Source organism: Roseateles sp. GW821-FHT09H10 (genome assembly GCF_059415865.1).
Genome location: NZ_JBWKOB010000001.1, coordinates 882,538 through 905,203, shown reverse-complemented (window position 1 = coordinate 905,203; position 22,666 = coordinate 882,538). Strand labels below are relative to the sequence as shown.

The following is a 22,666-nucleotide window of genomic DNA, read 5'->3' as shown; positions in this document are numbered from 1 at the left end:
CTGTCACGGGCGACTCCAAGAATCCGCGGCGCCAGCCAGCCCGGAGCCTTTCCCATGCGCGTCACCGCGCCCGATCCCCTTGCCGACGCCCTCGATCGCCTGATCGCGCAGCGCAGTTTTGACCTTCACTTCCAGCCCCTGGTCGCCATCGACCGCGCCGAGATCTACGGCTACGAGGCGCTGACCCGTGCTCCGGCCGACGGCCCCCTGCATTCGCCGCTGGTCCTGTTCGAGGCGGCCGCCCGCCTGGGCCGCCTCGTCGAGCTGGAACATCTCATCGTGCAGCGCGCGCTGCAGCGCTTCAAGCAGCTCGGCCTGCCGGGGCAGCTCTTCCTGAACGTGACGGCCGACACCCTGCTCGGCGCCCGCGAGCATGCGGGCCGCCTGGCCGCCCAGTTGAGCGAACTGGGCCTGCCCACCTCGCGCGTCGTCATCGAGCTGACCGAGACCCGCCCCATCGAGGACCTGGCCCAGCTCGACGACGCCTTGCAGGCCCTGCGCGAGCAGGGCTTTCGCGTCGCGCTGGACGACCTCGGCGAAGGCTTCGCCTCGCTGCGCCGCTGGATGCAGATGCGGCCCGACTTCGTCAAGATCGACCGCCATTTCATCGACGGCATCGCCCAGGAGCCGCTGAAGCAGCAGTTCGTGCGCTCCATCATCGAGATGGCCGCCACCAGCGGCTGCGAGGTCGTCGCCGAGGGCCTGGAGCAGGAGCCCGACCTCGACGTGCTGCGCCGCCTGGGCCTGTCCATCTGCCAGGGCTATCTCTTCGCACGGCCCAGCGCCACGCCGCGTGCGAGCCTGAGCGCGCAGTGGAGCGGCCGCCTGGCCGCCGAGGCCCAGCCGCGCCTGCTGCAGAACGACCTCGCCCTGCCGCTGGCCCAGGGCGCCATCACCAGTGCCGCCCAGCTCGCGCGACGCGGCCTGACCGTCACGCCCGAGACCAGCTGCCGCAGCATCGTCGACCTCTTCCACCGCGACGAGCAGCTGCTGGCCATTCCCGTGCTGGACGAGCTTCAGCGCCCCATCGGCCTGCTGAGGTCGCTGCATGTGCTCAAGCGCAGCACCGAGCGCTACTTCATGGACATCTTCGACAAGCGCGGCTGCGTCGAGCTGATGGACGCGCACCCGCTGATCTTCGACGTCGCGACACCGCTGCGTGCCATGAGCGACGCCGTCTCCAACCTCGACGAGCGCCTGCTGACCGACGGCTTCATCGTCACGCGCGACGGCGCCTATTTCGGCTCGGGCCGCAGCTCCGACCTGCTGAAGGCCGTGTCCGACCTGCAGGTGCACGCGGCCCGCTACGCCAACCCGCTGACGCTGCTGCCCGGCAATGTGCCCATCGACAACCACCTGGACCGCCTCATCGAAGCCGGCGAGACCTTCGCCGCGGTGGTCTGGGACATCGACCACTTCAAGCCCTTCAACGACGTCTATGGCTACCGCATCGGCGACGACATCATCCGCCTCGCCGCCCGCGTGCTGACCCAGGCCGCCGACCCGCAGCTGGACTTCGTCGGCCATATCGGCGGCGACGACTTCGTCATGGTGCTCGGCAGCAGCGATTGGGAGGACCGACTCGAGCGGGTCTGCGAGGCCTTCGATGCCGGCGTGCGCAGCTTCTTCTCGGCCGAGCACCTGGCCGCCGGCGGCTATGTGACGCTGAACCGCCAGAACCAGCCCAGCTTCCACCCGCTGCCCACCATCTCGGCCGGTGCCGTGCTGCATCTGCCCGGCCACTTCGACAGCGCCCGCGCGCTGAGCGCCGCCCTGGCCGAGCCCAAGCGCGTCGCCAAGGGGCGCGCCGACGGCAGCCGCTTCTTCATCGAGCGGCGCCAGCCCACCCAGCGTGCCCTGCTGGCAGCCTGAGTTTGTCCGGCTTCCGCCCCAGCCATCTCTGGGGCATGCTGCATCCCACCAATCATTTATGAGGTGGAGAGCATGCTCAGACAGATGACGATCAAGCTGCGCCTGGCGCTGGCCTTCGGCCTGATGCTGGTGCTGATGCTGGTGCTGGGCCTGGGTGGCCGCTTCGCCACCGGGGCCATGTACGGCGCCTTCGAGCAGTTCAACGAGACGGTGGTGGGCTCGCTGCGCAGCGTGGACCAGTTGCGCGGCGGCCTGCTGACGGCGCGGCGCTACGAGAAGGACATGATCTTCTCGGCCATAGGCGTGGCCGACTTCAAGCGCGCCAGCTCGCGCTGGGAGGAGTCCATGGCCGAGGCCGACAAGGGGCTCAAGGACCTGGAGCAGCGCGTCAAGCGCGAGGAGGTCAAGAAGAGCCTGGGCCAGATCCGCACCAGCTTCGAGGCCTACCGCAGCGCCATGAAGCCGGTCATGGAACAGCTGTCCAAGGGCGACATGGCCGGCGACCTCAAGGGCGCCTGGGATGCGCCGCGCGAGGCCAAGAAGCACGTCGACGAGGCCGAGAAGATCCTGGAAGGCGCCATCGAGCGCGTCGACGAGGCCGTCAAGGATGCGCAGAAGCGCCTGGCCGGCGTCTACGCGACCATCTCCCTGATCATCTGGATCGCCTTGGGAGCGGGCGCCCTGCTGGCCGTGCTGATCGGCTGGCAGATCACGCTGTCGGTGCTGAAGCCGGTCGACGACAGCATCCGCTTCGCCGCTGCCGTCGAGGGCGGTTCGCTGGACGAGGAGCTGCGCACCGACGGCCGCGACGAGCTGAGCCGCCTGTCCCAGAGCCTGGTGCAGATGCAGGGCGGCCTGCGCGGCATCGTGCTGAGGGTGCGCGAGGGCTCCGAGTCCATCCAGGTCGCCGCGGCCGAGGTCGCCACCGGCAACCACGACCTGTCCAGCCGCACCGAGCAGGCGGCGGCCAGCCTGCAAGAGACAGCCTCGTCCATGGAGCATCTGACCGAGAACGTGCGCCACAACGCCGATTCGGCCCGCCAGGCCAACCAACTCGCGGCCAGCGCCTCGGAGGTCGCCACGCGGGGCGGCGAGGTCGTGTCCCAGGTCGTCAGCACGATGGACGAGATCAGCGCCAGCGCGAAGAAGATCGCCGACATCATCGGCACCATCGACGGCATCGCCTTCCAGACCAACATCCTGGCGCTGAACGCGGCAGTCGAAGCGGCGCGGGCGGGTGAGCAGGGCCGCGGCTTCGCGGTCGTGGCCGGCGAGGTGCGCCTGCTGGCCCAGCGCAGCGCCGAGGCGGCCAAGGAGATCAAGACGCTGATCACCGCCTCCGTCGAGCGCACCGGCGCCGGCGCGGCACTCGTGCAGCAAGCCGGCGAGACCATGACGGAGATCGTCGCGTCGGTGCGGCGCGTGACCGACATCATGGGCGAGATCAGCGCCTCGACGACCGAGCAGAGCCAGAGCATTGGCGAGATCGGCCAGGCCATCACCAACCTCGACCAGATGACCCAGCAGAACGCGGCCCTCGTCGAGGAAGGCGCCGCGGCGGCGTCCAGCCTCAGGGAGCAGGCCATGGGGCTGACCCAGGCCATCAGCAGCTTCCGCGTGCGCTCGCGTTAGGTGTTACAGCGCGGGCGGAGGCCCCTTTCTACAATGGGGCCGTGAACCTCGACCCCACGCTCAACGCCGACCTGCACTGCCACTCCGTCGTCTCGGACGGCACCCTGACGCCCGAGGCCCTGGCCGAACGGGCTTCTGAACGCGGCGTGCAGCTGTGGTCGCTGACCGACCACGACGAGATCGGCGGCCAAGCCCGCGCCATCGCCGCGGCGCGTGCCCGCGGCCTGGCCTATCTGACCGGCACCGAGATCTCGGTGACCTTCGCCGGCCGCGTCGTGCACATCGTCGGCCTGGGTTTCGACCATGAGTCCATCGAGATGATCGAGGGCCTGCGCGCCACCCGCGGCGGCCGCGAGGCCCGCGCCCGCGAGATGGCCGCCGGCCTGGCCGAGGTGGGCATCCATGGCGCCTTCGAGGGCGCGCTGAAATACGTGGGCAACCCCGACCTGATCTCGCGCACCCACTTCGCCCGCTTCCTCGTCGACGCCGGCCATTGCAGCGACGTGCCCGAGGTCTTCCGCCGCTTCCTGACCGAAGGCAAGCCTGGCTTCGTGCCGCACAAGTGGGCGACGCTGAAGGACGCGGTCGGCTGGATCACGCGCGCCGGCGGCATCGCCGTCATCGCCCACCCGGGCCGCTACGACTTCACACCGACGGAAGAGTACGCGCTGATCACCGAGTTCATGGCCCATGGCGGGCGCGGCATCGAGGTGGTCACCGGCAGCCACACGCCGGCCGAGTTCGAGGAATACGCCAACACGGCCATCGAGTTCGGCCTGCTGGCCTCGCGCGGCTCGGACTTCCACTGCCCCGAAGAAAGCCGCATCGACCTGGGCTCCCTGCCGGCGCTGCAAGGCCGGCTGACCCCGGTCTGGGCCGAGCTGGGCGACCGCATCCACCGAGCCTGAGCGAGCCGCGAGACCGCGGGTTTCCCTCGATGGGCCGAATCGACAACAGGCGTTGACAATTGATCGTCAACAACCGTTGTCGATCATGAGCAGCATCTCCGACGCCGAATCGCAAATCATGCGCGCCCTCTGGGAGCGCCACCCCCTCAGTGCCGAGGACATCCTGGCCGCCCTTCCCGCGGAGGATGGCTGGCAGCTGGGCACCGTCAAGACCCTGCTGAACCGCATGCTCAACAAGGGCGCCCTGCAGGCCGAGCGCGACGGCCGCCGCTACCTCTACGAGCCGCTGGTGGCCCGCGAGGACTGGGAACAGGGTGAGTCCCTCAACCTGCTGGACCGCGTCTTCGGCGGCCGGCTGTCGCCGCTGGTGGCGCATTTCTCCGCCCAGCGCAAGCTCAGCCGCGAAGACGCCGAGGCGCTGCGGCGCCTGCTGCAGGAGCATGACGATGCCGAATGAGGCCGTCATCGACGCCCTGTGGCGGGCCCACCTGGGCCTGAGCCTGGGCCTCGCGGCCGTGCTGCTGCTGCGCCGGCCCTGGCGCCGGTTTGCGGGCGCGCAATCGGCCTATGCGCTGTGGCTGCTGCCCTTGTGGCTGGCCGCGGTGGCGCTGCTGCCCCGCGCCAGCCTGCCGGGCTGGGCGCTGCCGCCCGTTCTCGTCCATGCAGGACAGGCACCGGCGCTGGCCACCGCCACGACGGGCTACACCCTCTCGATCGCCGGCCTCTGGGCGGCGGGCGTGCTGGGCGTCACCGTGCTGCATGTCGTGTCGCACCAGCGCTACCGGCGGCGGCTGACGTGGTCGACCGGCAACCGCCTGCTGGCCCCGGCTGGCGACTCGCCAGGCCTGCTCGGGCTGTGGCACGCCCGCCTGGTCCTGCCCGCCGATTTCCGCCAGCGTTTCGATGCGTCGGAGCGGCGCTGGATCCTGGCCCACGAATCCGCCCATGCCCGCCGGCTCGACAACCCGGTCCGAATGCTGGCCACGGTGCTGGCCGGCCTGGCCTGGTTCAACCCGCTGGCGTGGTGGGCCCTGGATGCGCTGCGCCACGACCAGGAACTCGCCTGCGATGCCGCCGTGATGCGGCGTTATCCCGGCAGCTGGCGCCGCTATGGCCTCGCAATGCTGAAGCTCGATGGCGCCTTGCCCGTCCCGCCCACTGCCTCGGCCTGGCAGTCCCACCACCACCCTTTGAAGGAGAGGATCATGTTGCTCAAGCAAATCGCCCCAAGCGCCGGCAGGCGCGCGACGGCCCGCAGTTCCCTGGTTGTTGCGGCTCTGCTGGGCCTGGGCGCCATGCAGACCCTCAGCAGCGCTGCCGCCGGCCCCGCCGATGCCGGCAAGACGCCCGGCGCGGCCATGAAGGTGCGTGAAGCCTGCCCGCAGATGCCCAAGCCGGAGGTGGCGCCCGAGGCCAAGGTTCCGAAGGGTGCGTACAAGATGGATGTCAGGTTCAGGATCGGCCCGGATGGCCGCCCGGACTGGATCAAGATCGAGGGCACCGATCGGACGCTGGCAGCGTCCATAGAGAAGACCGTGCGCGCCTACGGCTGCAAGAAGGAGCTGGCCGGCACCGAGTTGCAACAGGAGTTCGAGTTCCTGTTTGATTGAAGCCAACCGGGCCGTGCGGACGCAGAATGTCCGCATGGCCCAGCTCTTCGAAGTCCACCCCGACAACCCCCAGCCGCGCTTCCTGCGCCAATGCGCCCAGATGCTGCAGGCCGGCGGCATCGGCGCCGTGCCGACGGACTCCAGCTATGCCTTCGTCTGCCACCTGAACGACAAGGGCGCCGCCGAGGCCCTGCGCCGCGTGCGCGGCGTCGACGACAAGCACCATCTGACCCTGCTCTGCCGCGACCTGTCCGAGCTGGCCACCTACGCCATGGTGGACAACCGCCAGTACCGCCTGCTCAAGCTGGCCACGCCCGGCGCCTACACCTTCATCCTGCCGGCCACCAAGGAGGTGCCGCGCCGCCTCTCCCACCCGAGCCGGCGCACCATCGGCCTGCGCGTGCCGGAGCACAAGGTCATCCAGGAACTGCTGGCCCTGTTCGGCGAGCCCCTGCTGTCGACGACGCTGATCCCGCCCGGCGACACCGAGCCCATGAACGACGCCTCAGCCGTCTGCGACCGGCTGGACCGCCAGCTGCAGTTCGTGCTGGACGCCGGCGCCTGCCCGGCCCAGCCGACCACCGTGCTGGACCTCAGCCAGGGCGACGAGCCCATCCTGGTGCGCCAGGGGCGGGGCGAGTTGGCCCGGCTGGGCCTGCAGCTCGACTGAGCCCGCAATTCATCCGCTGCGCCTGCAGTTCATCCGGCCCGGCTCGCGCTTGATCGCAGGCGCCTGGAAGCGCCCCGGCTCATTGCCGAAACTGACTCCATCGAACAAGCAATCACGCGGTTCGAAACCAAGCAAACGGAGTCCATCATGAGCCTGCAAACCACCCTCTTCGCCGCCGCCGCCCTGGCTTTCTCTGTCGCCGCCCAGGCCGCCCCGCAAGCCACCGTCAAGCTGGAACGTGTCGTCGTCACCGGCAAGGCCGTGCGCGAAGTTGCTCAACTGCCGCGCGTCGTCATTACCGGCTACGCCCAGCGTGAAGTGGCCCAGCTGCCCCGCGTCGTCGTCACCGGCTACAGCGAAGCCACGCTGCTGCGCCAGACCACGCTGGCCGCCGCCAAGACCACGGCCAAGCGCGGCTGAACCGGGCGTCGACCAACTATGCAGATGACGCCCATTTCCACCACCGCCGAGCCGAATCGCCAGCGCTGCTGAGTCAGCGTTGCCGATTCGGCTCGGCCCGTTTCAGGATTTGACGATGTCGATGATGCGCTGGCGATCGAAGCCCAGCACCTGCTGGCCGCGCACGATCAGCGTCGGCGTGCCCATGCCGCCCTGGGCCCGGTAGTCGGCCAGGCATTGATCGTCGCGCTCGATGAAGCACTCGCTGAAGGCCACGCCTTCGGCCTGCATCCACTGCCGCGCCGCGGTGCACCAGCCGCAGGTCTCCGAAGAAATCATGCGGATGTCGCCGGGCTTGACCCGCTCGGCCAGCAGTTCGCCGTCCTCGGCGGCCACATGGCTGCGCCAGGCCCAGGAGGCCGCGGCGGAAATCGCGATGACGACGAGCAGGGAGCGGGGCGGCAGGTTCATGCCCCGATTCTCGGTGCGTCTCAGTACACCTCGGGCACGATGAGGCTCTGCGGCACCGGATTGCGGATGTAGTCCTCGCGGCGCTCGCGCTGCGGCAGCTCGATGTCGGCATGCGGCACCTCCCGGTAGGGCATCTGGCCCAGCAGGTGCTGGATGCAGTTCAGCCGCGCGCGCTTCTTGTCGTCGGCCAGCACCACCCACCACGGCGACTCGGGGATGTGGGTGCGCTCCAGCATCACCTCCTTGGCCTTGGTGTACTCCTCCCAGCGGCGCCGCGACTCCAGGTCCATGGGGCTGAGCTTCCACTGCTTCAGCGGATCGTGGATGCGCCCCAGGAAGCGCACGCGCTGCTCGTCGTCGCTGATCGAGAACCAGTACTTGATGAGCTGGATGCCCGAGCGCTGCAGCATGCGCTCGAACTCGGGGGCGGAGCGGAAGAACTCCTCGTACTGCTCGTCCGTGCAGAAGCCCATCACCCGCTCGACGCCGGCGCGGTTGTACCAGCTGCGGTCGAACAGCACGATCTCGCCGGCCGCCGGCAGATGCGACACATAGCGCTGGAAATACCACTGCGTGCGCTCGCGGTCGTTGGGCGCCGGCAGCGCGGCCACGCGGCAGACGCGCGGGTTGAGCCGCTGCGTGATGCGCTTGATGACGCCGCCCTTGCCCGCCGCGTCGCGGCCCTCGAACAGGATGACGACCTTGTGGCCGGTGTGCTGCACCCAGTCCTGCAGCTTGACGAGCTCGCTCTGCAGCCGGAACAGCTCGCGGAAATAGCGCTTGCGCTCGCCGGCGGCGTCGGCCGTGGCGTCGCTGGGCATGGCGCCGTGGTCGCGGTCCTCGAGTTCGAGCTCCAGCTCCTCGTCGAAATCGTCCTGCAGGTCGCGGTGAATGCGCTTCACCAGTTCGTCTTCGATATGGCTCACGGGGGCTCCTGGGCCGCGACGCGGCAAAGCCGCCACCCTAGGTCGCCGACATGGCCGGGTGATGACAAACCCGTACTTGACGACATCGTTTACAGGCGTAATCATTCGCCATCGTTTACAAACGTAATCATGAACAAGACGCCCCCACCCATCAGCGACGCCGAAGCCCAGGTGATGCGCCAGCTCTGGCAACGCGCGCCCCAGGCCGCTGACGAGATCGCCGCGGCCATCGGTGCGCAGCAGGGCTGGGCCCTGGCCACCGTCAAGACCTTGCTGAACCGCCTGCTGAAGAAAGGGGCCGTGACCGCGGAGCGCGACGGCCGCCGGTTCCTGTACGCACCGGCCATTCCGGAAGACGCTTGGGTCGCCGACACCGGCATGTCCCTGATCGACCGCCTGTTCGGCGGGCGCCTCGCGCCGCTGGTGGCCCAGTTCGCGTCGGAGCGCAAGCTCAGCGCCGATGATCTCGCCGCCCTGAAGGCGCTGCTGAAGGAGCAGGAACGTGGCTGAGGGCGCCTGGCTTGACCTGCTGTGCCAGCAAGCCCTGTGGCTGAGCCTGGGCTGCAGCTTGCTGTGGGCGCTGCGCCGGCCGCTGCTGCGCCTGGGCGCGGGGGCCGTCTATGCCTCCTGGCTGCTGCTGCCCCTGCTGCTGCTGACGCCGCTGCTGCCGCGGCCGGCGCAGGAGCCGCTGCAGCTGGTGCTGGAGGCCACGGCCGCACCGAACCTGCCCGGCCTGCCGGCCATGCCGGTGCCGGCATCCAGCCAGGCGGCCCTGTGGCTGGCGCTGTGGCTGGCCGGCAGCGTCGCGGTCGCCGCCGTGCAGGTGGGCCGGCAATGGCGGCTGGCACGTTTCGGCGCGCAACTGCCGGCCGGCAGCAGCCCGGCCCTGGTGGGCCTGCTGCGCCCGCGCGTCGCACTGCCGGCGGACTTCGAGCAGCGCTTCTCGCCCGCCGAGCGCGAGCTCATCCTGGCCCATGAGCAGGTGCACCTCGAGCGCCTGGACAACTTCTGGAACCTGCTGGCCAGCGCTCTGCTGGCCCTGCATTGGTGGAACCCGCTGGCCTGGTGGGCAGCGCGGCGCATGCAGGCCGACCAGGAGCTGGCCTGTGACGCCGCCGTGCTGCGCGCGCACCCTGCCTGCCAACCGACCTACACCCAGGCGCTGCTTGCGGCGCATGACCTGACCCCCCCGCGCGCGCCGCTGGCCAGCCGCTGGGGCAGCACCCACCCCCTTGTCGAAAGGATCGCCATGCTGAATTCCTCCTCCCGCCTCCCGCGACACCGGGCAGCGGTCCTGGCCCTCTCCCTGCTGGGCGTCGCTGGCCTGGCCTACGCGGTGCAATCAGCCCCCAAGGCCGCAAGCGCCGCCGAGGCCGCGCAGCGTGAGAAGGTCGAGATCCGCCTGAACGTGAGCTCAGGCGAGTTCAAGGCCAGCCCGCGGCTGATCACGACGCTGGGCGACCGCAGCAGCCTGCAGTGGGGCGGCACGGGCACGCAGAGCTGGCGCCTGGACTTCACCGTGACGCGCGCCGAGGACGGCAAGCTCAAGGTGCTGACCGAGCCCAGTTACGGCGGCAAGGCCGTGGGCCAGCACACGGGCTATCTCGCCTCCGGCGAGTCCTTCAACCTCCAGTTCGGCGGCAAGGGCGTTCCGGTGCTGAAGATGACGCGCGTCGTCACGCTGCTGCCCGCCGACTTCAAGATGCCCAACCAAGAATCCAAGCCGCGCAGCTGACGCGGAACGCTCGGGGAGAACCGTCATGAACCGAATGCTGGAAGTCCTGATCTACCAGACCCTGCTGTTCAGCGCCGGGGTGGCGTTGCTGGCCCTGCTGCGCCCCCTGCTGTTGCGCACACTCGGCGCCAGTGCCACCTATCTGGCCTGGCTGCTGGTGCCGCTGCTGATGCTCAGCCCCCTGCTGCCCGTCCCCACGACGGCGCTACCGGCGCCCAGCGCCGCGCCGGTCAGGCTGATCGCTCTCATCGACCAGGCCCTGCCCGCCGCACAGGCCGCACAGGCCGCGCCCGGCTCGGCCACGCTGGCCTGGCTGCTGGCCTGGGGCGTCGGGGCTGTCGCGCTTGCCCTCAGTCTGATCGCCCTGCAACGCCGCTATGTGGCCGGCCTGCGCCGCGATGCCGACGGCCGCTGGCTGGCGCCCGCCGGTGCCAGCCCTGCCGTGGTGGGCCTCTGGCCACAGCGCCTGGTGTTGCCGCGAGATTTCGAGCAGCGCTTCGATGCGGCAGCGCAGCGCCTGGTGCTGGCCCACGAAGCCGTGCATGCCCGCCGGCATGACAACGCCTGGAACCTGTTCGGCGCCGGGCTGCTGTGCCTGCAGTGGTTCAACCCGCTGGCCTGGTGGGCCTGGGGCCGTCTGCGCGGCGACCAGGAACTGGCTTGCGACGCTGCCGTGCTGGCGGCCGAGGCCGGCCCGGCACCGCTGGCGGCCTATGCCGAAGCCATGCTGGCCGCCCATCCGGCCGGGCGCCATCCCGCCCTGGCCAGCGGCTGGGCCGCCCGCCATCCGCTGGTGGAGCGCGTGCGCATGCTGGCCCGCCACCGCCGTGCGCCGCGCGGGCAGCACGCGGGCGCCCTGCTGCTGGTGCTGAGCCTGGGCGGCGGCGCCGCATTGCTGGCTCGTGCCGCCCAGCAACCCGCGCCGACGCCGACGGCCAAGGGCCCGCTCGGCCAGGGGCTGATCTTCGACGTGTCTTCTCAGCTGGGCCGCAACGACTGGACGCGCCGCACCGTGACCCTGCCCGGCAAGGGCTCGTCGATGGCCGGTGGTCCCTGGGGCGTTTTCATGGACGTGCCCCAGCCCGCCTCCTGCATGCGGCTGACCCTGCATGGCTTCGAAGACGGCAGCTTCCGCCTCACCGGCCAGGTGTTGGATGAAACCTGCAAGCAGGTCCTCGGCGACTGGCAGGAGCTGAAGGTCGACGGCAGCGTGGTGCAGTTCGTCGCGACCACGCCGCAAGGCCCGCTGCAGGCCCAGCTGTCGGCACGCCTGTTCGACCCCCAGGATCCGCGCCTGCCGGCCCAGATGAAGGCCGAGCTCGAGGCCTCGTCGCAGCTGTCGGCGGCGCAGAAGCAGCGGCAGGCCCAGCAACGCGAGCGCATGGCCGAGCTGCACCGCGAGCAGGAGGCCCAGGACCGCGCCTGGCGGCTGGCGCGCGAGGCCCAGTAAAGTCCCGCCCTCCCGAGACCGCCTCTGCCTTTTCCGATGAGCCTTGCCGACGTGCGTTCGGCGCTGAGCGCCGAGCTGTCGGCCACGCCCGAGTATTACGACTTCAAGGTGCTGAGGAGCGAGCGCGAGGGCTCGTTGTGGCGCGTGACGCTGGAGCCCGGCTATGTCTTCGCCGAGGGCCAGCGCCCCGGCGCGGCCTCGGCCCAGGCCTTGCTGGACGACAGCCTGGACGGTGCCAGCGCCTGGTGGGGGGCGCCGGCCAAGGGCGGCGCCAGCGTGCTGGCCGTCGTTGCCGAGGACGACCAGCTCGTGCTGCAGAACGCCAGCAGCCCGCCGCCGCCCTCGGGCGCGCTGATCCGCCTCTACCCGACGCGCTTCCTGAACGCCGTCGCCGATGCCTGGTGGGACACGCCCTGGGCCGAACGCGCCCTGGCCTGCCTGCCCGACCTGGGCCACCCGCAAGCCGTCGACGCCGGTCCGGCACTGACCGGCTCGCCCTTTCGCTGGCTGCGCCCGGCCCAGCGCCAGGCTCTGGCCCTGGTCGGCCACAGCAGCGCCTTTCTGTGGGGACCGCCCGGCACCGGCAAGACGACGACGCTGGGCGTGCTGCTGGCTGAGTACCTGGACAGCCGGCCTGGCGCGCGGGTGCTGCTGCTGTCGACGACCAACCACGCCGTCGACCTCGCCACGCTGGCCGTCGACAAGGCCCTGCAGAAAGGCCGCCGCGAGCACTGCCGACCTCTCGTGCAGCGCCTGGGCACGCGCTTCAGCGCCGCGGCCTATGCGGGCCGCGAGCACCTGATCCCGACCGAGGATGCCGAGCTGATCGCGCGCCTGGCGCGGGCCGAAGCCGCCCGCCCGTCGGCCCGCGATGCGGTCGCGCTCAAGACCTGGGCCGATCGCGTCGCGGCGCTGCGCGACGAGCTGCGCGCCGCCTCGCTGAAGGTGCTGCGGCGCTGCCGCCTGGCGGCCATGACGACGACCAGGGCGGCCTTCACGCTGAAGTCCTTGCGCGAGCTGCGGCCCGACGACGAGCCGCCCTTCGACCTCATCGTCTTCGACGAGGCGAGCCAGGTCAGCCTGGCCCATGCGCTGGCCCTGATGCCGCTGGGCCGTGCGCGGCTGTTCGCGGGCGACCCGCAGCAGCTGTCGCCCGTGCTGCGCAGCGAGGACCGCCTGGCGCGCCGCTGGTTGGGCCGCTCGGCCTTTGCGGAGATGCCTCGCTCGGGCGCGTCGGTCGCGCTGCTGGACGAGCAGTCGCGCATGGCGGCGCCGATTGGCGACCTCGTCAGCCAGCTCTTCTACGACGGTGCCCTGCGCGTGGCAGCCGATGCTTCGGCTGAATGGCGGGTGGCCAGGCGACGCACACTGGGGGACCTCGGCCCCGACGACCATGTGCATCTGCACCGCATCCAGCGTGATGGCGGCTGGTCCGCGGCCCAGCGCGGGCCGGTGCGGCGGGAGTCGGCCGAGGCCATCGCCGGGCTGGTCGAGCAGGCCCTGGAGAGCGGCGAGTGGCGGTCCGACGAGCTCATCGTGCTGACGCCCTTCCGGGCCCAGCGGGCATTGATCCGCCAAGCCTTGAACGCCCGCGGCCTGCCCGAGTCGCTGCGCGTGAGCACGGTGCACCGCGCCCAGGGCAGCGAGGCGCCCGTCGTGCTGTTCGATCCGGCCGATGGCGCCCAGCCCTTCCTGCAGGGCGAGGAGGCGCAGCGCCTGCTCAACGTCGCGTTGAGCCGGGCCCAGGCCAAGCTGGTGGTCTTCGTGTCAGCCGCCGACGCGGCCGGCGCCTTCCTGGCACCGCTGGTTCAGAAGCTGCGGCTGGCGGCCGACGATCGCGTGGCCCTGCCCTTGATCGAACTGGCGCGTCAGCCGGGCTTCCCGGCCAATGCCGTCGGCTGCCGCGTCAAGGCGGGCCGGCATGTCGGCGAAGTGACGCGGATCAGCGCCGACGGGCGCCAGTTCTGGCTCATCAACGCCGGCACCGGCCTGCAGCAGGTGTTCGACGTCGAGTTCTGGCAGAAGAAGGCGCTTACACAGCCGCTGTGACGACGATCTCCACCTTCCACTCCGGCCTGGCCAGGCCGGCGATGACGGTGGCGCGCGGCGGCGTGTGGCCGGCGGCGACCCAGGCGTCCCAGGCGGCGTTCATGCCGGGGAAGTCGGCGCGGTCGGCCAGGAAGATCTGGGCCATCAGGATGCGCGACTTGTCGGTGCCGGCGCGCGCCAGCAGCTTGTCGATGGCGGCCAGCACCTGGGCCGTCTGGCCGGTGATGTCGGCGCTGGCGTCCTCGGGCACCTGGCCGGCCAGGTGGGCGACGCCGTTGTAGACGGCCATCTCGGACAGGCGGGCGCCGATGTCGAAGCGTTCAACGGGGGTGGAGGCGGTCATGCTTTCTTCCGGTTCTTCTGGGGTTTGACGGGTGCCGCTGCGGCGGCGGCCTTCTGGCCGAGCTTGCTCTCGGTGCCGGCCAGCAGCTTCTGGATGTTGGCCGAATGGCGCCACACCAGCAGCAGGCCCATGATGATCAGGGCCAGCGCGGTCGGCCCGGCTTCCCAAATGAGCAACTGATACATCGGCGCGAAGGCAGCCGACACGATGGCGGCCAGGGACGAATAGCGGCTGAACCAGGCAATGATGAGCCAGGTCGCCAGCGTCGCAAGCCCCAGCAGGGGATTGAGGCCGAAGATGACGCCGGCCGCCGTGGCCACGCCCTTGCCGCCCTGGAAGCGGAAGAACACCGGCCACAGATGGCCGAGGAAGGCGCCCAGGCCGACCAGCGCGGCCGTGCCCTCGCCGAGGCCGAACTTCGGGCCCCAGATGAACACGGCCAGCACCGGCAGATAGCCCTTCAGCGCATCGAAGACCAGGGTCAGGATGGCCGCGGCCTTGTTGCCCGAGCGCAGCACATTGGTGGCGCCGGGATTGCCCGAGCCATAGGAGCGCGGGTCCGACAGGCCCATGGCGCGGCTGACGATGACGGCAAACGACAGCGAGCCGATCAGATAGCCGACAAGCGCGGCAAGCAGAGGGAGGACGGTTTGCATGGGGCGGCATTGTCATCCAGCCGAGCCGAGCAAGTTTTTGCGGGCCGAGCGCCGGGCCGCTCCCTAGCCGGCCCGTCGGGCGATGTGTTCGCGGCTCGACGCCGCGAGCATCGACGTCCCCTCGGGGGACCGGCCAAGGTACTCCTTGGACGAGGGGCTAACTCCTCTTCCACCAGACCTGCAGGCGCCGCCCCTGCTCCAGCAGGAAAAGGATGGCCAGGCCCACCGGCTTGCGCAGCCAAGGCAGGTCCTCGGCCAGCAGCAGCAGGCCGATGGGCAGGAATTCGATGCCGACGATGGGCATGAACCAGAAGAACGAGGCCACGATGCAGAGCACGCCGGCCGGCACGCGCAGCCAGACGGCGCGCGGGCTGCGCAGCCAGGCCAGCGCCCGCGCCGCCCGGGCGGGCAGCAAGGCTTGCAACTGCGAGAACGCCAGGTCCAGCGTCTCGCGGCCGTTCATGCCCTGGCTGGAGGTCGACATGCCCGGCAGTGTCGCGAGGGCCTGCCGCGCCGCCCGTAGGACGACGCCGCGCGCGCTCAGCGCTTGTCGCGGCCCACCAACCGCGGCAGCACCGCCAGCACCGTCAGGGCCAGCAGCGTGCTCAGCAAGGCCGTCGTCTCGCGGCCCAGGCCGCAGGCCACGCCGATGGCCGCCGTCATCCAGATGCCGGCCGCCGTCGTCAGGCCCTGGGTGTCTTCCTCGGTGCGGTGCTTGATGATGGCGCCGGCACCGAGAAAGCCGACGCCGGTGACGATGCCCTGGATGACGCGGCTCATGTCGGCCACGGCCATGCCGTCCAGCTCAGGCACCAGCACGAACAGGGCCGCGCCCATGGCCACCAGCATGTGGGTGCGGATGCCGGCCGCCTTGCCCTGGCTTTCACGCTCATAGCCCAGCATGCCCCCCAGGATGGCGGCCAGCAGCAGCCGCACCAGGATGCGCGTGGCCTGCTCCGCATCGGGGGCGTCGGAGAACTCGGCCTTCAGCGTGTCGAGGATGGTGGTCCACATCGGCCACCCCTGGCAATCGGCGCGCCCGGCCCGGCCTCAAGCCGCGTTGGCGCAATGCACGGGGCGGGCCTGCAGCAGCTCGGTCAGCACCTGGGGCGCGATGCCGACGAGATAGCCGCGCCGGCCGCCGTTGATGCAGATCTTCGGCAGTTCGAGGATGGAGGCCTCGACGAACACGGGCATGGCCTTGCGCACGCCGAAGGGCGAGGTGCCGCCGACCTGGTAGCCGCTGTGGCGCTGAGCCACCTCGGGCTTGCAGGGCTCGACCTTCTTGCAGGGGATCTGCCGCGCCAGTTCCTTCAGGCTGACCGTGCGGTCGCCATGCATCAGCACGATCAGCGGATCGGCCTTCTCGTCCTGCATGACCAGGGTCTTCACGACGGCGTGCTCCTCGACGCCCAGCTGCTTGGACGACTCGGCCGTGCCGCCGTGCTCCACATAGTCGTAGACGTGTTCCGTGAAGGTGATGCCAGCTCTCTTCAGGGCCTGGGTGGCGGGGGTCTCGCTGACGTGATTGCCTTTCTTGCTCATCCCCTCATTCTCAGGGAGGTGAGGAATTCCGCCTCACAACAATGATTTATTGTTTTACAGTAAGTTTTTCTTGTTTTACGAAGACCACCATGCCCGACTCCTTCTCCGCCGACGGCCTGCGACGCATCCGCCGCCTGGCCTGGGTCGTGCGGCTGCTGTGTCTGTTCGGCGTCGTGGTCATCGGCACCCTGCCCTTCATCTTCTGGGCCGACCCGATGTGGGTGGCCGAGGTGGCCGCCAAGACCTGGAACCTCTCGACGCTGCAGCTGGACCTCGGCTCGCGGCTGTGGGGCCTGGCCGCCATGCTGGTGCCCACCTCGGTCAGCCTGTTCGCGCTGTGGCAGATGTGGTCGCTGTTCGGCTGCTTTGCCGAAGGCGAGCTGCTCGCCCGGCGCCCGGCCCAGCACCTGCGCCGCCTGGGCCTTGGTGTCAGCGGCCTGGCCGCCGCCCAGCCCCTGGGCCACACGCTGGCCATCCTCGCGCTGACCTGGGGCAATCCCAAGGGTCAGCGCCAGTTCTGGTTCGGGCTGTCGTCCGACCACTATCTCGCCCTGCTTTTCGGCCTGCTGCTGCTGGCCCTCGCGCAAGTGCTGCACGAGGCCGCCCGCGTCGCCGACGAGAACGCCGAGTTCATCTGATGCCCATCGTTGTCACCCTCGACGTCATGCTCGCGCGCCGCAAGATGCGTTCGCGCGAGCTGGCGGAGCGCGTGGGCATCACCGAGGCCAACCTCTCGCTGCTCAAGAGCGGCAAGGTGCGCGGCGTGCGCTTCGACACGCTGGCCCGCATCTGCGAAGTCCTGCAATGCCAGCCCGGCGACCTGCTCGCCTGGGAGCCTGGCCCCGAACCCTCCGACGACTCCCTCTGATCCCATGCGAATCCTGCTTGCCAGCCTGCTGGCCGCGGCCACGGCCGCCCACGCCCAGACCGAAGTGCTGCCGACCGTGAAGACCGAACTGAAGCGCGACGGCAGCGTCATGGCCTATGGCCAGATCAACAGCCTGCTGAGCAAGCTGCGCCAGCATGGCGAGGGCCTGTTCCGCATGGACTTCAGGGTCGACACCGCCAAGACCAAGACGCCGCTGGCCGACATCCGCATGGCCGTGCGCAGCGACGACGCCGACTACCCGCTCAAGCTCGACGCCGCCGGCGGCTTCGACCTGCCCATCCTGCCCGAGGCTGAAGCCAAGACGGCCGACCTCGCCACCAACACGGGCAAGGGCCAGATGGGTGTGCGTGGCAGTCTCGAACTGACCTATGGGCCCGAGCAGCTCACCATGGCCAAGGTGCGCCAGACCCTGCGCGTGGCCCGCACGCTGCGCGAGGAGCTGCTGCCCTTCTATCTGCGCTGGCTGTTCCCGCGTATCGAGGCCGTGCGAGTCTGCTCCGCCACGCCGACCTGGGAGCTGGAATGGCGCGAGAACGGCCAGCTGCTCGGCCTGCCGCTGCCGCAGGCGACCGGCGAGCGCGACCCCGACGCCAAGAAGGGCGAGAAGGGCCGCCCCTGCATGCTGCTGAACGGCCAGGAGAACTGGCCCGACAGCGCCCGCCTGCTCCCGCCGCCCGACAGCAAGCTCAGCGTCAAGCTCTAGGCCCATGGACCATCGCTGGATCGCGCGCATCGCCGTCGCGGCCCTGCACATCGGGCTGCTGGCGGCGCTGTGGCTGCACAGGTCGCCCCCACTCGACCAACACCGTGAGCGGCGGCTGACCACCGTGCGCCTCATCGCCCCGCCAGCGCCGCGCCTGCCGCCCGCCACCGTGCCCAGGGTGCAGGCGCCCCGGGACGTCGCGCGGCGCCCCATCTCGCCGCCCGTCGCCGCCGCCGAGCGCCAGGCGCCCGCCGAGACGGCTCCGACCCCCATCGCTGCGCCACCCGCCACGCCTGCGCCCGAGCCGCCCCGCACGGCGCTGCGCCTGACGCTGCCGCCGGGCTATGCCGCCTCCAGCGCCGCGGCACGCAACCCGGCGCTGAGCGACCCGCGCAGCAACACGCCGCGGCCGACGTTTGAAGAACGCATCGCCGACGCGACCGGAGGCGCCGGCGCCTGGGTCGAGGAGAGCACCAGCGAGAACCGCTCCCAGGCCGTCGGCGCCATGGGCGACCGCCGCACCGTCATGCGGCGCGGCAATACCTGCGTCGAGATCTTCCGCTCGCGCATCGCCGACATGGATCAGTTCAACGGCAATGTCGCCCCCCGCGCCGTCAGCATGGTGGGCAAGCCCTACAAGTGCAAGTGAGCGGCGGCCGCCGCTCGCATAGACTGCGCGCACAACAGATCAGGGGGAGATGGCCAGCATGCTGCTGACCACGGAGGCCGTACTCGCGCTCGCACCGGATGCCGCCTCGGCCAAGGCCGCGCATGGCCTCGTCAGGCCCGCGCAATGGCCGCTGCTCGGCGCCGACGATGCGGCCGTCTGGGGCGAATGCCAGGGCAGCGGTTCCAAGCCCTACCAGACCCAGGTCGACCTCAGCGGCCCGGCCTTCCGCTGCTCCTGCCCGAGCCGCAAGTTCCCCTGCAAGCACGGCCTGGCGCTGCTGCTGATGCGCGCCCAGCAGGCCAGCGCCTTCACGGCCACCGAGGCGCCGGCCTGGGTCAGCGAATGGCTGGGCAACCGCGCCGAGAAAGCCGAGAAACAGGCGGAAAAGCAGGCAGCCAAGTCCACGGCGGCGCCCGCCGATCCCGAAGCCGCCGACAAGCGCGAGGCCCAGCGCTGGCAGCGCATCACCGCCGCGGCGCAAGACCTGCAGCGCTGGATGGCCGACCAGCTCGCCCGCGGCCTCGGCGCCCTCGACGACGAGGCCCTTGCCAATTGGCAAACCCAGGCCCGCCGCCTCGTCGATGCCCAGGCACCCGGCCTCGGCCAGCGCGTGCTGGCGGCGGCCCAAGGCGTGCGGCGCGGCGCCGACTGGCCTGAGCAGACGCTGCGGCGCCTGGGCCTACTGCAACTCGCCTGTGAGGGCCTGTCCCGCCGCGAGCAACTGCCCGTCGCGCTGCACGCCGACCTCCGCACCGTCGCTGGCTGGCCGCTGGAGCGCGCCGAGGTGCTGGAGCAGGGCGAACGCGTGCTGGACCGCTGGACCGTGCTGGGCAGCATCAGCGAAGAGCGCGACGACAAGCTGACCGAGAGGCGCGTGTGGCTGCAGGGCGAGCGCAGCGGCCGGCGTGCCTGGCTGCTGGACCATGCCTTTGGCGGACGCGGCTTCGAGCAGTCCTGGCTGGTCGGCACGTCCACCGAGACCGCCCTCGCCTTCTTCCCGGGCGCGGCGGCGCTGCGTGCCCTGCCCGCCGAGCCTCTGTCGGACGCTGGCCCCGCGCGTTGGCCCGAGGCCGTCGCCGCCACTGAATGGCAGGCCATCGCCGAGCGCTTGGCCGCCAACCCCTGGGTCAGCCTGCATCCCCTGGTGCTGGCCGACGCGGTACCGCTGCGCCAGGGCGATGCCATGGCCGTGGCGGGCGCCGGCCGCCTGCTGCCCATGGCCTTGCCGGATACCGAGGCCTGGACGCTGCTGGCCATTGCCGGCGGCCGGCCTTTGCGGCTGATGGGGGAATGGGACGGCCGCAGCTTTGCGCCGCTGTCGGCCTGGGCCCCTGACGGCACCATCAGCTGGCTGCGGAGGTCGACATGAGCGCCGCGCCGGGCCGCCCCAAGCAAGCTCGCTCCCGCCTGGCGGGAGTGAGCCCGGACATGGGATGCCCAGTGGGCATCCTGTGCCTGGCGAACGCCTGGCCGCGCCGTCGGCCAGGCAAGGCCGCAGGCCGAAGGGTGCACCAATGACTTCGGCCTGGACCGCGCTGCTGCCTGCCGCCACCGTCGGCACGGATCGCCATGCGGCGGCGCTGCCGACCTGGCCCGCAGACATCGGCGACACCATCCGACAGGCGGTTGACGCCGCCCCCGATCCCGCCACCGCGCTGCTGCGCACCGCGGCCATCCTCGCCGCCTGCAACCTGGCCGGCGCGCAGGGCATGGCGGCTCCCGCCGAACTGCCCACGCCGGCCGCTGACGAGACCCTGGCCGCCCCCGGCCCCGGCCCGGTCTCCGATGCATTGCGCCAGGTCCTCTTCGACAGCCCCGCCCGCCTGCCGCACGAGGCTTTCCTGATCCTGGCCCAGGCCGGGCTGCGCCTGCCCGAGCTGCTGCTGCCGCAGGCGCTGGAGCTGGGCCGCCGCTCGATCGCGCTGCGCGCGGCCCTGCTGCCGGCCTTGGGCCAGCGTGGCCTGTGGCTGGCGGCGCAGCGCGAGGACTGGGCCTTTGCGGCTGGCGTCATCGAAGACGAAGGTGGCGACGCGCCCTGGCTGGAGGGCACGCTGGAGCAACGCCGCGCCTGGCTGGCCCGACTGCGTGCCGCCGACCCCGCCGCCGGCCGCGAGCGCCTGCAGTCCGCCCTCGCCGAGCTGCCGGCCCGCGAACGCGCCGACCTGGCCGGCGCCCTCGCCACTGGCCTGAGCCTGGCCGACGAGCCGCTGCTCGAGACCCTGCGTGGCGACCGCAGCAAGGAAGTGCGCCAGACCGCCCTGCAACTGCTGCTGCGCCTGCCCGATGCCGCCCACCCGCGCCGCGCCGCCGAACGGATCACGCCCTTGCTGACGCAGGATCGCGACCTGCTGCTGCGCAAACGCTGGCTGATCGAGGCGCCCGCCGCCGCCGGCAGCGACTGGAAGGCCGACCAGATCGACGCGACGCGGCCGACCCACGAGTCCCTGGGCGAACGCGCCTGGTGGCTCTACCAGCTGGTGCGCCAGACACCGCTGGCCTGGTGGAGCCGCCACACTGGCATGACGCCGGCCGAGCTGCTGGCCTGGGCTGCCGGTACCGACTGGAGCGAGGCCCTGGTGCGCGGCTGGGCCGACGTGCTGTTTGCCGCCCCCGACGCCGCCTGGTGCGACGCACTGCAGGACCGCTGGCCACCCGCGCTGCGCATGGACCCGGCCACCGTGCTGGGCCTGCTGCCGCCGGCCGCACGCGACCGCCACCTGATGGCCGCGGCACGCAACGGCTCGCAGCCCCTGGCCGGCGTGCTCATGCAGGCGCTGAATGCCTGCCCACCGGGGCAATCGCTGTCGGCCGAGCTGTCCGGCCTGCTGGTGCGCACCCTGCACGAGCAGGCACGCAACGGCGCCCTGAACACCGACTACGGCCTGCGCGGCCTGCTGGCCGACTTCGCCTGCGTCGCCCATCAGTCCAGCTTCAACGCGCTGGCCGACCTGCCGCGCCGCGCCGATGAAACCCCGGGCTGCGTCGAGACGCTGGCCGGGGTCGACCGGACCATCGCCGCGCGACGCACCCTGCACACCCTGATCCCGACGAGGACGCCATGAGCTCTGTACTTCGCCAACACGCCGAGACCCAGTTCGCCGAGGAGCTGGCCGAGTTGAAGCGCGCCGACAACCGCCAGCGCCCGACCAACTGGGAGCTCTCGCCCTGGGCCGTGGTGCGCTATCTGATGGGCGGGCGGCTGGACAACGGCTTCGAGCTCAGCGCCAAATACATCGGCGACGCGCGCCTGATGGAGATCGCCGTCGCCACGCTGGCCACCGACCGCGCCCTGCTGCTGTACGGCGTGCCGGGCACGGCCAAGTCCTGGGTGTCGGAGCACCTGGCCGCGGCCATCAGCGGCGACTCGACGCGCCTCATCCAGGGCACCGCCGGCACCAGCGAGGAGCAGCTGCGCTATGGCTGGAACTACGCCCAGCTGCTGGCCCACGGCCCCTCGGAAGCGGCCCTTGTGCCCAGCCCGCTGATGCAGGCCATGCGCCACGGCAAGATCGCCCGCGTCGAGGAGCTGACGCGCATCCCCGCCGACGTGCAGGACAGCCTCATCACCGTGCTGTCCGAGAAGACCCTGCCCATCCCCGAGCTGTCCAGCGAGGTGCAGGCCGTGCGCGGCTTCAGCGTCATCGCCACGGCCAACAACCGCGACAAGGGCGTCAACGAGCTGTCGGCCGCGCTGAAGCGCCGCTTCAACACCGTCGTGCTGCCGGTGCCGGCCAGCGCCGAGGATGAGATCGCCATCGTCACCAAGCGCGTCGGCGAGATGGGCCGCGCGCTGGAGCTGCCGGCCGAGCCGCCAGCGCTGAAGGAGGTGCAGCGCGTCGTGCAGATCTTCCGCGAGCTGCGCAGCGGCCAGACCGAGGACGGCAAGACGCGCATCAAGTCGCCCACGTCCACCTTGTCCACGGCCGAAGCCATCTCCGTCATCAACAGCGGCATGGCCCTGGCCGGCCACTTCGGCGACGGCGTGCTGCGCCCGGCCGACATGGCCGCCGGGCTGATCGGCGCCGTGGTCAAGGATCCGGTGCAGGACAAGGCGGTGTGGACGGAATACCTGGAAACCGTCGTCAAGGAACGCGCCGACTGGAAAGACCTCTACCGCGCCTTCAGGGAACTGAGCTGA

Annotated in this window: 25 protein-coding genes; 18 read left to right on the top strand and 7 right to left on the bottom strand. The window is 70.9% G+C overall.

Annotated elements, in window-relative coordinates; genetic code table 11:
* The first annotated feature begins 54 nt into the window (after positions 1–54).
* The 7 genes from AC07OY_RS04130 (at position 55) to AC07OY_RS04100 (ending at position 7,112) form a co-directional block, all read left to right on the top strand.
* Positions 55–1,872 carry a bifunctional diguanylate cyclase/phosphodiesterase gene (locus AC07OY_RS04130; RefSeq protein WP_495041257.1) on the top strand — a complete coding sequence of 606 codons (1,818 nt, stop codon included), beginning with the start codon at positions 55–57 and terminating at the stop codon, positions 1,870–1,872.
* Between the two features lie 72 nt (positions 1,873–1,944).
* Entirely contained in the window at positions 1,945–3,504 is a 1,560-nt protein-coding gene (locus tag AC07OY_RS04125) for a methyl-accepting chemotaxis protein (RefSeq protein ID WP_495041256.1), read from the top strand.
* 41 nt (positions 3,505–3,545) lie between these two features.
* Positions 3,546–4,412, top strand: coding sequence for a 3',5'-nucleoside bisphosphate phosphatase (locus tag AC07OY_RS04120; RefSeq protein ID WP_495041255.1), 867 nt, complete (start codon positions 3,546–3,548; stop codon positions 4,410–4,412).
* Between the two features lie 85 nt (positions 4,413–4,497).
* Entirely contained in the window at positions 4,498–4,869 is a 372-nt protein-coding gene (locus AC07OY_RS04115) for a BlaI/MecI/CopY family transcriptional regulator (RefSeq protein WP_495041254.1), read from the top strand.
* Entirely contained in the window at positions 4,853–6,022 is a 1,170-nt protein-coding gene (locus AC07OY_RS04110; RefSeq protein ID WP_495041253.1) for a M56 family metallopeptidase, read from the top strand. The genes AC07OY_RS04115 and AC07OY_RS04110 overlap by 17 nt, the downstream gene beginning before the upstream one ends.
* A gap of 34 nt (positions 6,023–6,056) precedes the next feature.
* Positions 6,057–6,692 (top strand): L-threonylcarbamoyladenylate synthase, encoded by a 636-nt coding sequence (locus tag AC07OY_RS04105; protein WP_495041252.1) that lies wholly within the window; start codon positions 6,057–6,059, stop codon positions 6,690–6,692.
* Positions 6,693–6,839: 147 nt separating this feature from the next.
* A complete protein-coding gene (locus AC07OY_RS04100; RefSeq protein ID WP_495041251.1) occupies positions 6,840–7,112 on the top strand; it encodes a hypothetical protein in 273 nt (90 codons plus the stop codon).
* A 102-nt stretch (positions 7,113–7,214) separates the two neighbouring features.
* Here the strand turns inward: AC07OY_RS04100 and AC07OY_RS04095 are convergent, their stop codons facing one another.
* Together AC07OY_RS04095 and ppk2 are read right to left on the bottom strand one after the other, a co-directional pair.
* Positions 7,215–7,562 (bottom strand): glutaredoxin family protein, encoded by a 348-nt coding sequence (locus tag AC07OY_RS04095; protein WP_495041250.1) that lies wholly within the window; start codon positions 7,560–7,562, stop codon positions 7,215–7,217.
* Positions 7,563–7,582: 20 nt separating this feature from the next.
* Positions 7,583–8,488 (bottom strand): polyphosphate kinase 2, encoded by a 906-nt coding sequence (ppk2, locus tag AC07OY_RS04090; protein ID WP_495041249.1) that lies wholly within the window; start codon positions 8,486–8,488, stop codon positions 7,583–7,585.
* A 129-nt stretch (positions 8,489–8,617) separates the two neighbouring features.
* On the opposite strand from ppk2, the gene AC07OY_RS04085 reads away from it, so the two are divergent.
* The 4 genes from AC07OY_RS04085 to AC07OY_RS04070 are packed head-to-tail and all read left to right on the top strand — an operon-like array spanning position 8,618 to position 13,722.
* Positions 8,618–8,998: a BlaI/MecI/CopY family transcriptional regulator gene (locus AC07OY_RS04085; RefSeq protein WP_495041248.1), complete on the top strand. Its 381-nt coding sequence runs from the start codon at positions 8,618–8,620 to the stop codon at positions 8,996–8,998.
* Positions 8,991–10,223: a M56 family metallopeptidase gene (locus AC07OY_RS04080; RefSeq protein ID WP_495041247.1), complete on the top strand. Its 1,233-nt coding sequence runs from the start codon at positions 8,991–8,993 to the stop codon at positions 10,221–10,223. Before AC07OY_RS04085 ends, AC07OY_RS04080 begins: the two co-directional genes overlap by 8 nt.
* Before the next feature lie 25 nt (positions 10,224–10,248).
* Positions 10,249–11,673 (top strand): M56 family metallopeptidase, encoded by a 1,425-nt coding sequence (locus AC07OY_RS04075; protein WP_495041246.1) that lies wholly within the window; start codon positions 10,249–10,251, stop codon positions 11,671–11,673.
* Positions 11,674–11,709: 36 nt separating this feature from the next.
* On the top strand, positions 11,710–13,722 hold the full coding sequence (locus AC07OY_RS04070; RefSeq protein ID WP_495041245.1) for a DEAD/DEAH box helicase: 2,013 nt from the start codon (positions 11,710–11,712) through the stop codon (positions 13,720–13,722).
* On the opposite strand, the gene AC07OY_RS04065 is transcribed toward AC07OY_RS04070, so the two are convergent.
* The 5 genes from AC07OY_RS04065 to ybaK form a co-directional block, all read right to left on the bottom strand.
* Positions 13,706–14,065: a RidA family protein gene (locus AC07OY_RS04065; RefSeq protein ID WP_495041244.1), complete on the bottom strand. Its 360-nt coding sequence runs from the start codon at positions 14,063–14,065 to the stop codon at positions 13,706–13,708. The two genes, AC07OY_RS04070 and AC07OY_RS04065, sit on opposite strands and share 17 nt — an antisense overlap.
* Positions 14,062–14,721: a glycerol-3-phosphate 1-O-acyltransferase PlsY gene (plsY, locus tag AC07OY_RS04060; RefSeq protein WP_495041243.1), complete on the bottom strand. Its 660-nt coding sequence runs from the start codon at positions 14,719–14,721 to the stop codon at positions 14,062–14,064. The genes AC07OY_RS04065 and plsY overlap by 4 nt, the downstream gene beginning before the upstream one ends.
* A 157-nt stretch (positions 14,722–14,878) precedes the next feature.
* Positions 14,879–15,205, bottom strand: coding sequence for a hypothetical protein (locus AC07OY_RS04055; RefSeq protein WP_495041242.1), 327 nt, complete (start codon positions 15,203–15,205; stop codon positions 14,879–14,881).
* Positions 15,206–15,261: 56 nt separating this feature from the next.
* Positions 15,262–15,735, bottom strand: coding sequence for an MgtC/SapB family protein (locus tag AC07OY_RS04050; protein ID WP_495041241.1), 474 nt, complete (start codon positions 15,733–15,735; stop codon positions 15,262–15,264).
* A 36-nt stretch (positions 15,736–15,771) separates the two neighbouring features.
* Positions 15,772–16,266: a Cys-tRNA(Pro) deacylase gene (ybaK, locus tag AC07OY_RS04045; RefSeq protein WP_495041240.1), complete on the bottom strand. Its 495-nt coding sequence runs from the start codon at positions 16,264–16,266 to the stop codon at positions 15,772–15,774.
* Positions 16,267–16,355: 89 nt separating this feature from the next.
* On the opposite strand from ybaK, the gene AC07OY_RS04040 reads away from it, so the two are divergent.
* The 7 genes from AC07OY_RS04040 (at position 16,356) to AC07OY_RS04010 (ending at position 22,666) form a co-directional block, all read left to right on the top strand.
* Complete coding sequence (locus AC07OY_RS04040) at positions 16,356–16,904, top strand: DUF2975 domain-containing protein (protein WP_495041239.1); 549 nt, start codon at positions 16,356–16,358, stop codon at positions 16,902–16,904.
* The gene (locus AC07OY_RS04035; protein ID WP_495041238.1) at positions 16,904–17,134 is read left to right on the top strand and encodes a helix-turn-helix domain-containing protein; all 231 of its coding nucleotides are present in this window, start codon (positions 16,904–16,906) and stop codon (positions 17,132–17,134) included. The genes AC07OY_RS04040 and AC07OY_RS04035 overlap by 1 nt, the downstream gene beginning before the upstream one ends.
* 4 nt (positions 17,135–17,138) lie before the next feature.
* On the top strand, positions 17,139–17,858 hold the full coding sequence (locus AC07OY_RS04030; RefSeq protein ID WP_495041237.1) for a hypothetical protein: 720 nt from the start codon (positions 17,139–17,141) through the stop codon (positions 17,856–17,858).
* A gap of 4 nt (positions 17,859–17,862) precedes the next feature.
* Positions 17,863–18,507 (top strand): hypothetical protein, encoded by a 645-nt coding sequence (locus tag AC07OY_RS04025; protein ID WP_495041236.1) that lies wholly within the window; start codon positions 17,863–17,865, stop codon positions 18,505–18,507.
* Between the two features lie 58 nt (positions 18,508–18,565).
* Complete coding sequence (locus AC07OY_RS04020) at positions 18,566–19,897, top strand: SWIM zinc finger family protein (protein WP_495041235.1); 1,332 nt, start codon at positions 18,566–18,568, stop codon at positions 19,895–19,897.
* 145 nt (positions 19,898–20,042) lie between these two features.
* Entirely contained in the window at positions 20,043–21,590 is a 1,548-nt protein-coding gene (locus AC07OY_RS04015) for a DUF5691 domain-containing protein (protein WP_495041234.1), read from the top strand.
* Positions 21,587–22,666, top strand: a complete 1,080-nt coding sequence (locus AC07OY_RS04010) for an ATP-binding protein (protein WP_495041233.1) — start codon at positions 21,587–21,589, stop codon at positions 22,664–22,666. The genes AC07OY_RS04015 and AC07OY_RS04010 overlap by 4 nt, the downstream gene beginning before the upstream one ends.

Excerpts from the sequence above, each read along its gene's own strand:
- AC07OY_RS04025 (WP_495041236.1), top strand. The coding sequence starts at position 17,863 with ATGGACCATCGCTGGATCGCGCGCATCGCCGTCGCGGCCCTGCACATC.
- AC07OY_RS04110 (WP_495041253.1), top strand. The coding sequence starts at position 4,853 with ATGACGATGCCGAATGAGGCCGTCATCGACGCCCTGTGGCGGGCCCAC.
- AC07OY_RS04095 (WP_495041250.1), bottom strand. The coding sequence starts at position 7,562 with ATGAACCTGCCGCCCCGCTCCCTGCTCGTCGTCATCGCGATTTCCGCC.
- AC07OY_RS04050 (WP_495041241.1), bottom strand. The coding sequence starts at position 15,735 with ATGTGGACCACCATCCTCGACACGCTGAAGGCCGAGTTCTCCGACGCC.
- AC07OY_RS04015 (WP_495041234.1), top strand. The coding sequence starts at position 20,043 with ATGACTTCGGCCTGGACCGCGCTGCTGCCTGCCGCCACCGTCGGCACG.
- plsY (WP_495041243.1), bottom strand. The coding sequence starts at position 14,721 with ATGCAAACCGTCCTCCCTCTGCTTGCCGCGCTTGTCGGCTATCTGATC.
- AC07OY_RS04035 (WP_495041238.1), top strand. The coding sequence starts at position 16,904 with ATGCCCATCGTTGTCACCCTCGACGTCATGCTCGCGCGCCGCAAGATG.
- AC07OY_RS04020 (WP_495041235.1), top strand. The coding sequence starts at position 18,566 with ATGCTGCTGACCACGGAGGCCGTACTCGCGCTCGCACCGGATGCCGCC.
- AC07OY_RS04070 (WP_495041245.1), top strand. The coding sequence starts at position 11,710 with ATGAGCCTTGCCGACGTGCGTTCGGCGCTGAGCGCCGAGCTGTCGGCC.
- AC07OY_RS04085 (WP_495041248.1), top strand. The coding sequence starts at position 8,618 with ATGAACAAGACGCCCCCACCCATCAGCGACGCCGAAGCCCAGGTGATG.
- AC07OY_RS04130 (WP_495041257.1), top strand. The coding sequence starts at position 55 with ATGCGCGTCACCGCGCCCGATCCCCTTGCCGACGCCCTCGATCGCCTG.
- AC07OY_RS04075 (WP_495041246.1), top strand. The coding sequence starts at position 10,249 with ATGAACCGAATGCTGGAAGTCCTGATCTACCAGACCCTGCTGTTCAGC.
- AC07OY_RS04040 (WP_495041239.1), top strand. The coding sequence starts at position 16,356 with ATGCCCGACTCCTTCTCCGCCGACGGCCTGCGACGCATCCGCCGCCTG.
- AC07OY_RS04030 (WP_495041237.1), top strand. The coding sequence starts at position 17,139 with ATGCGAATCCTGCTTGCCAGCCTGCTGGCCGCGGCCACGGCCGCCCAC.
- AC07OY_RS04065 (WP_495041244.1), bottom strand. The coding sequence starts at position 14,065 with ATGACCGCCTCCACCCCCGTTGAACGCTTCGACATCGGCGCCCGCCTG.
- AC07OY_RS04100 (WP_495041251.1), top strand. The coding sequence starts at position 6,840 with ATGAGCCTGCAAACCACCCTCTTCGCCGCCGCCGCCCTGGCTTTCTCT.
- AC07OY_RS04115 (WP_495041254.1), top strand. The coding sequence starts at position 4,498 with ATGAGCAGCATCTCCGACGCCGAATCGCAAATCATGCGCGCCCTCTGG.
- ybaK (WP_495041240.1), bottom strand. The coding sequence starts at position 16,266 with ATGAGCAAGAAAGGCAATCACGTCAGCGAGACCCCCGCCACCCAGGCC.
- AC07OY_RS04055 (WP_495041242.1), bottom strand. The coding sequence starts at position 15,205 with ATGTCGACCTCCAGCCAGGGCATGAACGGCCGCGAGACGCTGGACCTG.
- AC07OY_RS04105 (WP_495041252.1), top strand. The coding sequence starts at position 6,057 with ATGGCCCAGCTCTTCGAAGTCCACCCCGACAACCCCCAGCCGCGCTTC.
- AC07OY_RS04010 (WP_495041233.1), top strand. The coding sequence starts at position 21,587 with ATGAGCTCTGTACTTCGCCAACACGCCGAGACCCAGTTCGCCGAGGAG.
- AC07OY_RS04125 (WP_495041256.1), top strand. The coding sequence starts at position 1,945 with ATGCTCAGACAGATGACGATCAAGCTGCGCCTGGCGCTGGCCTTCGGC.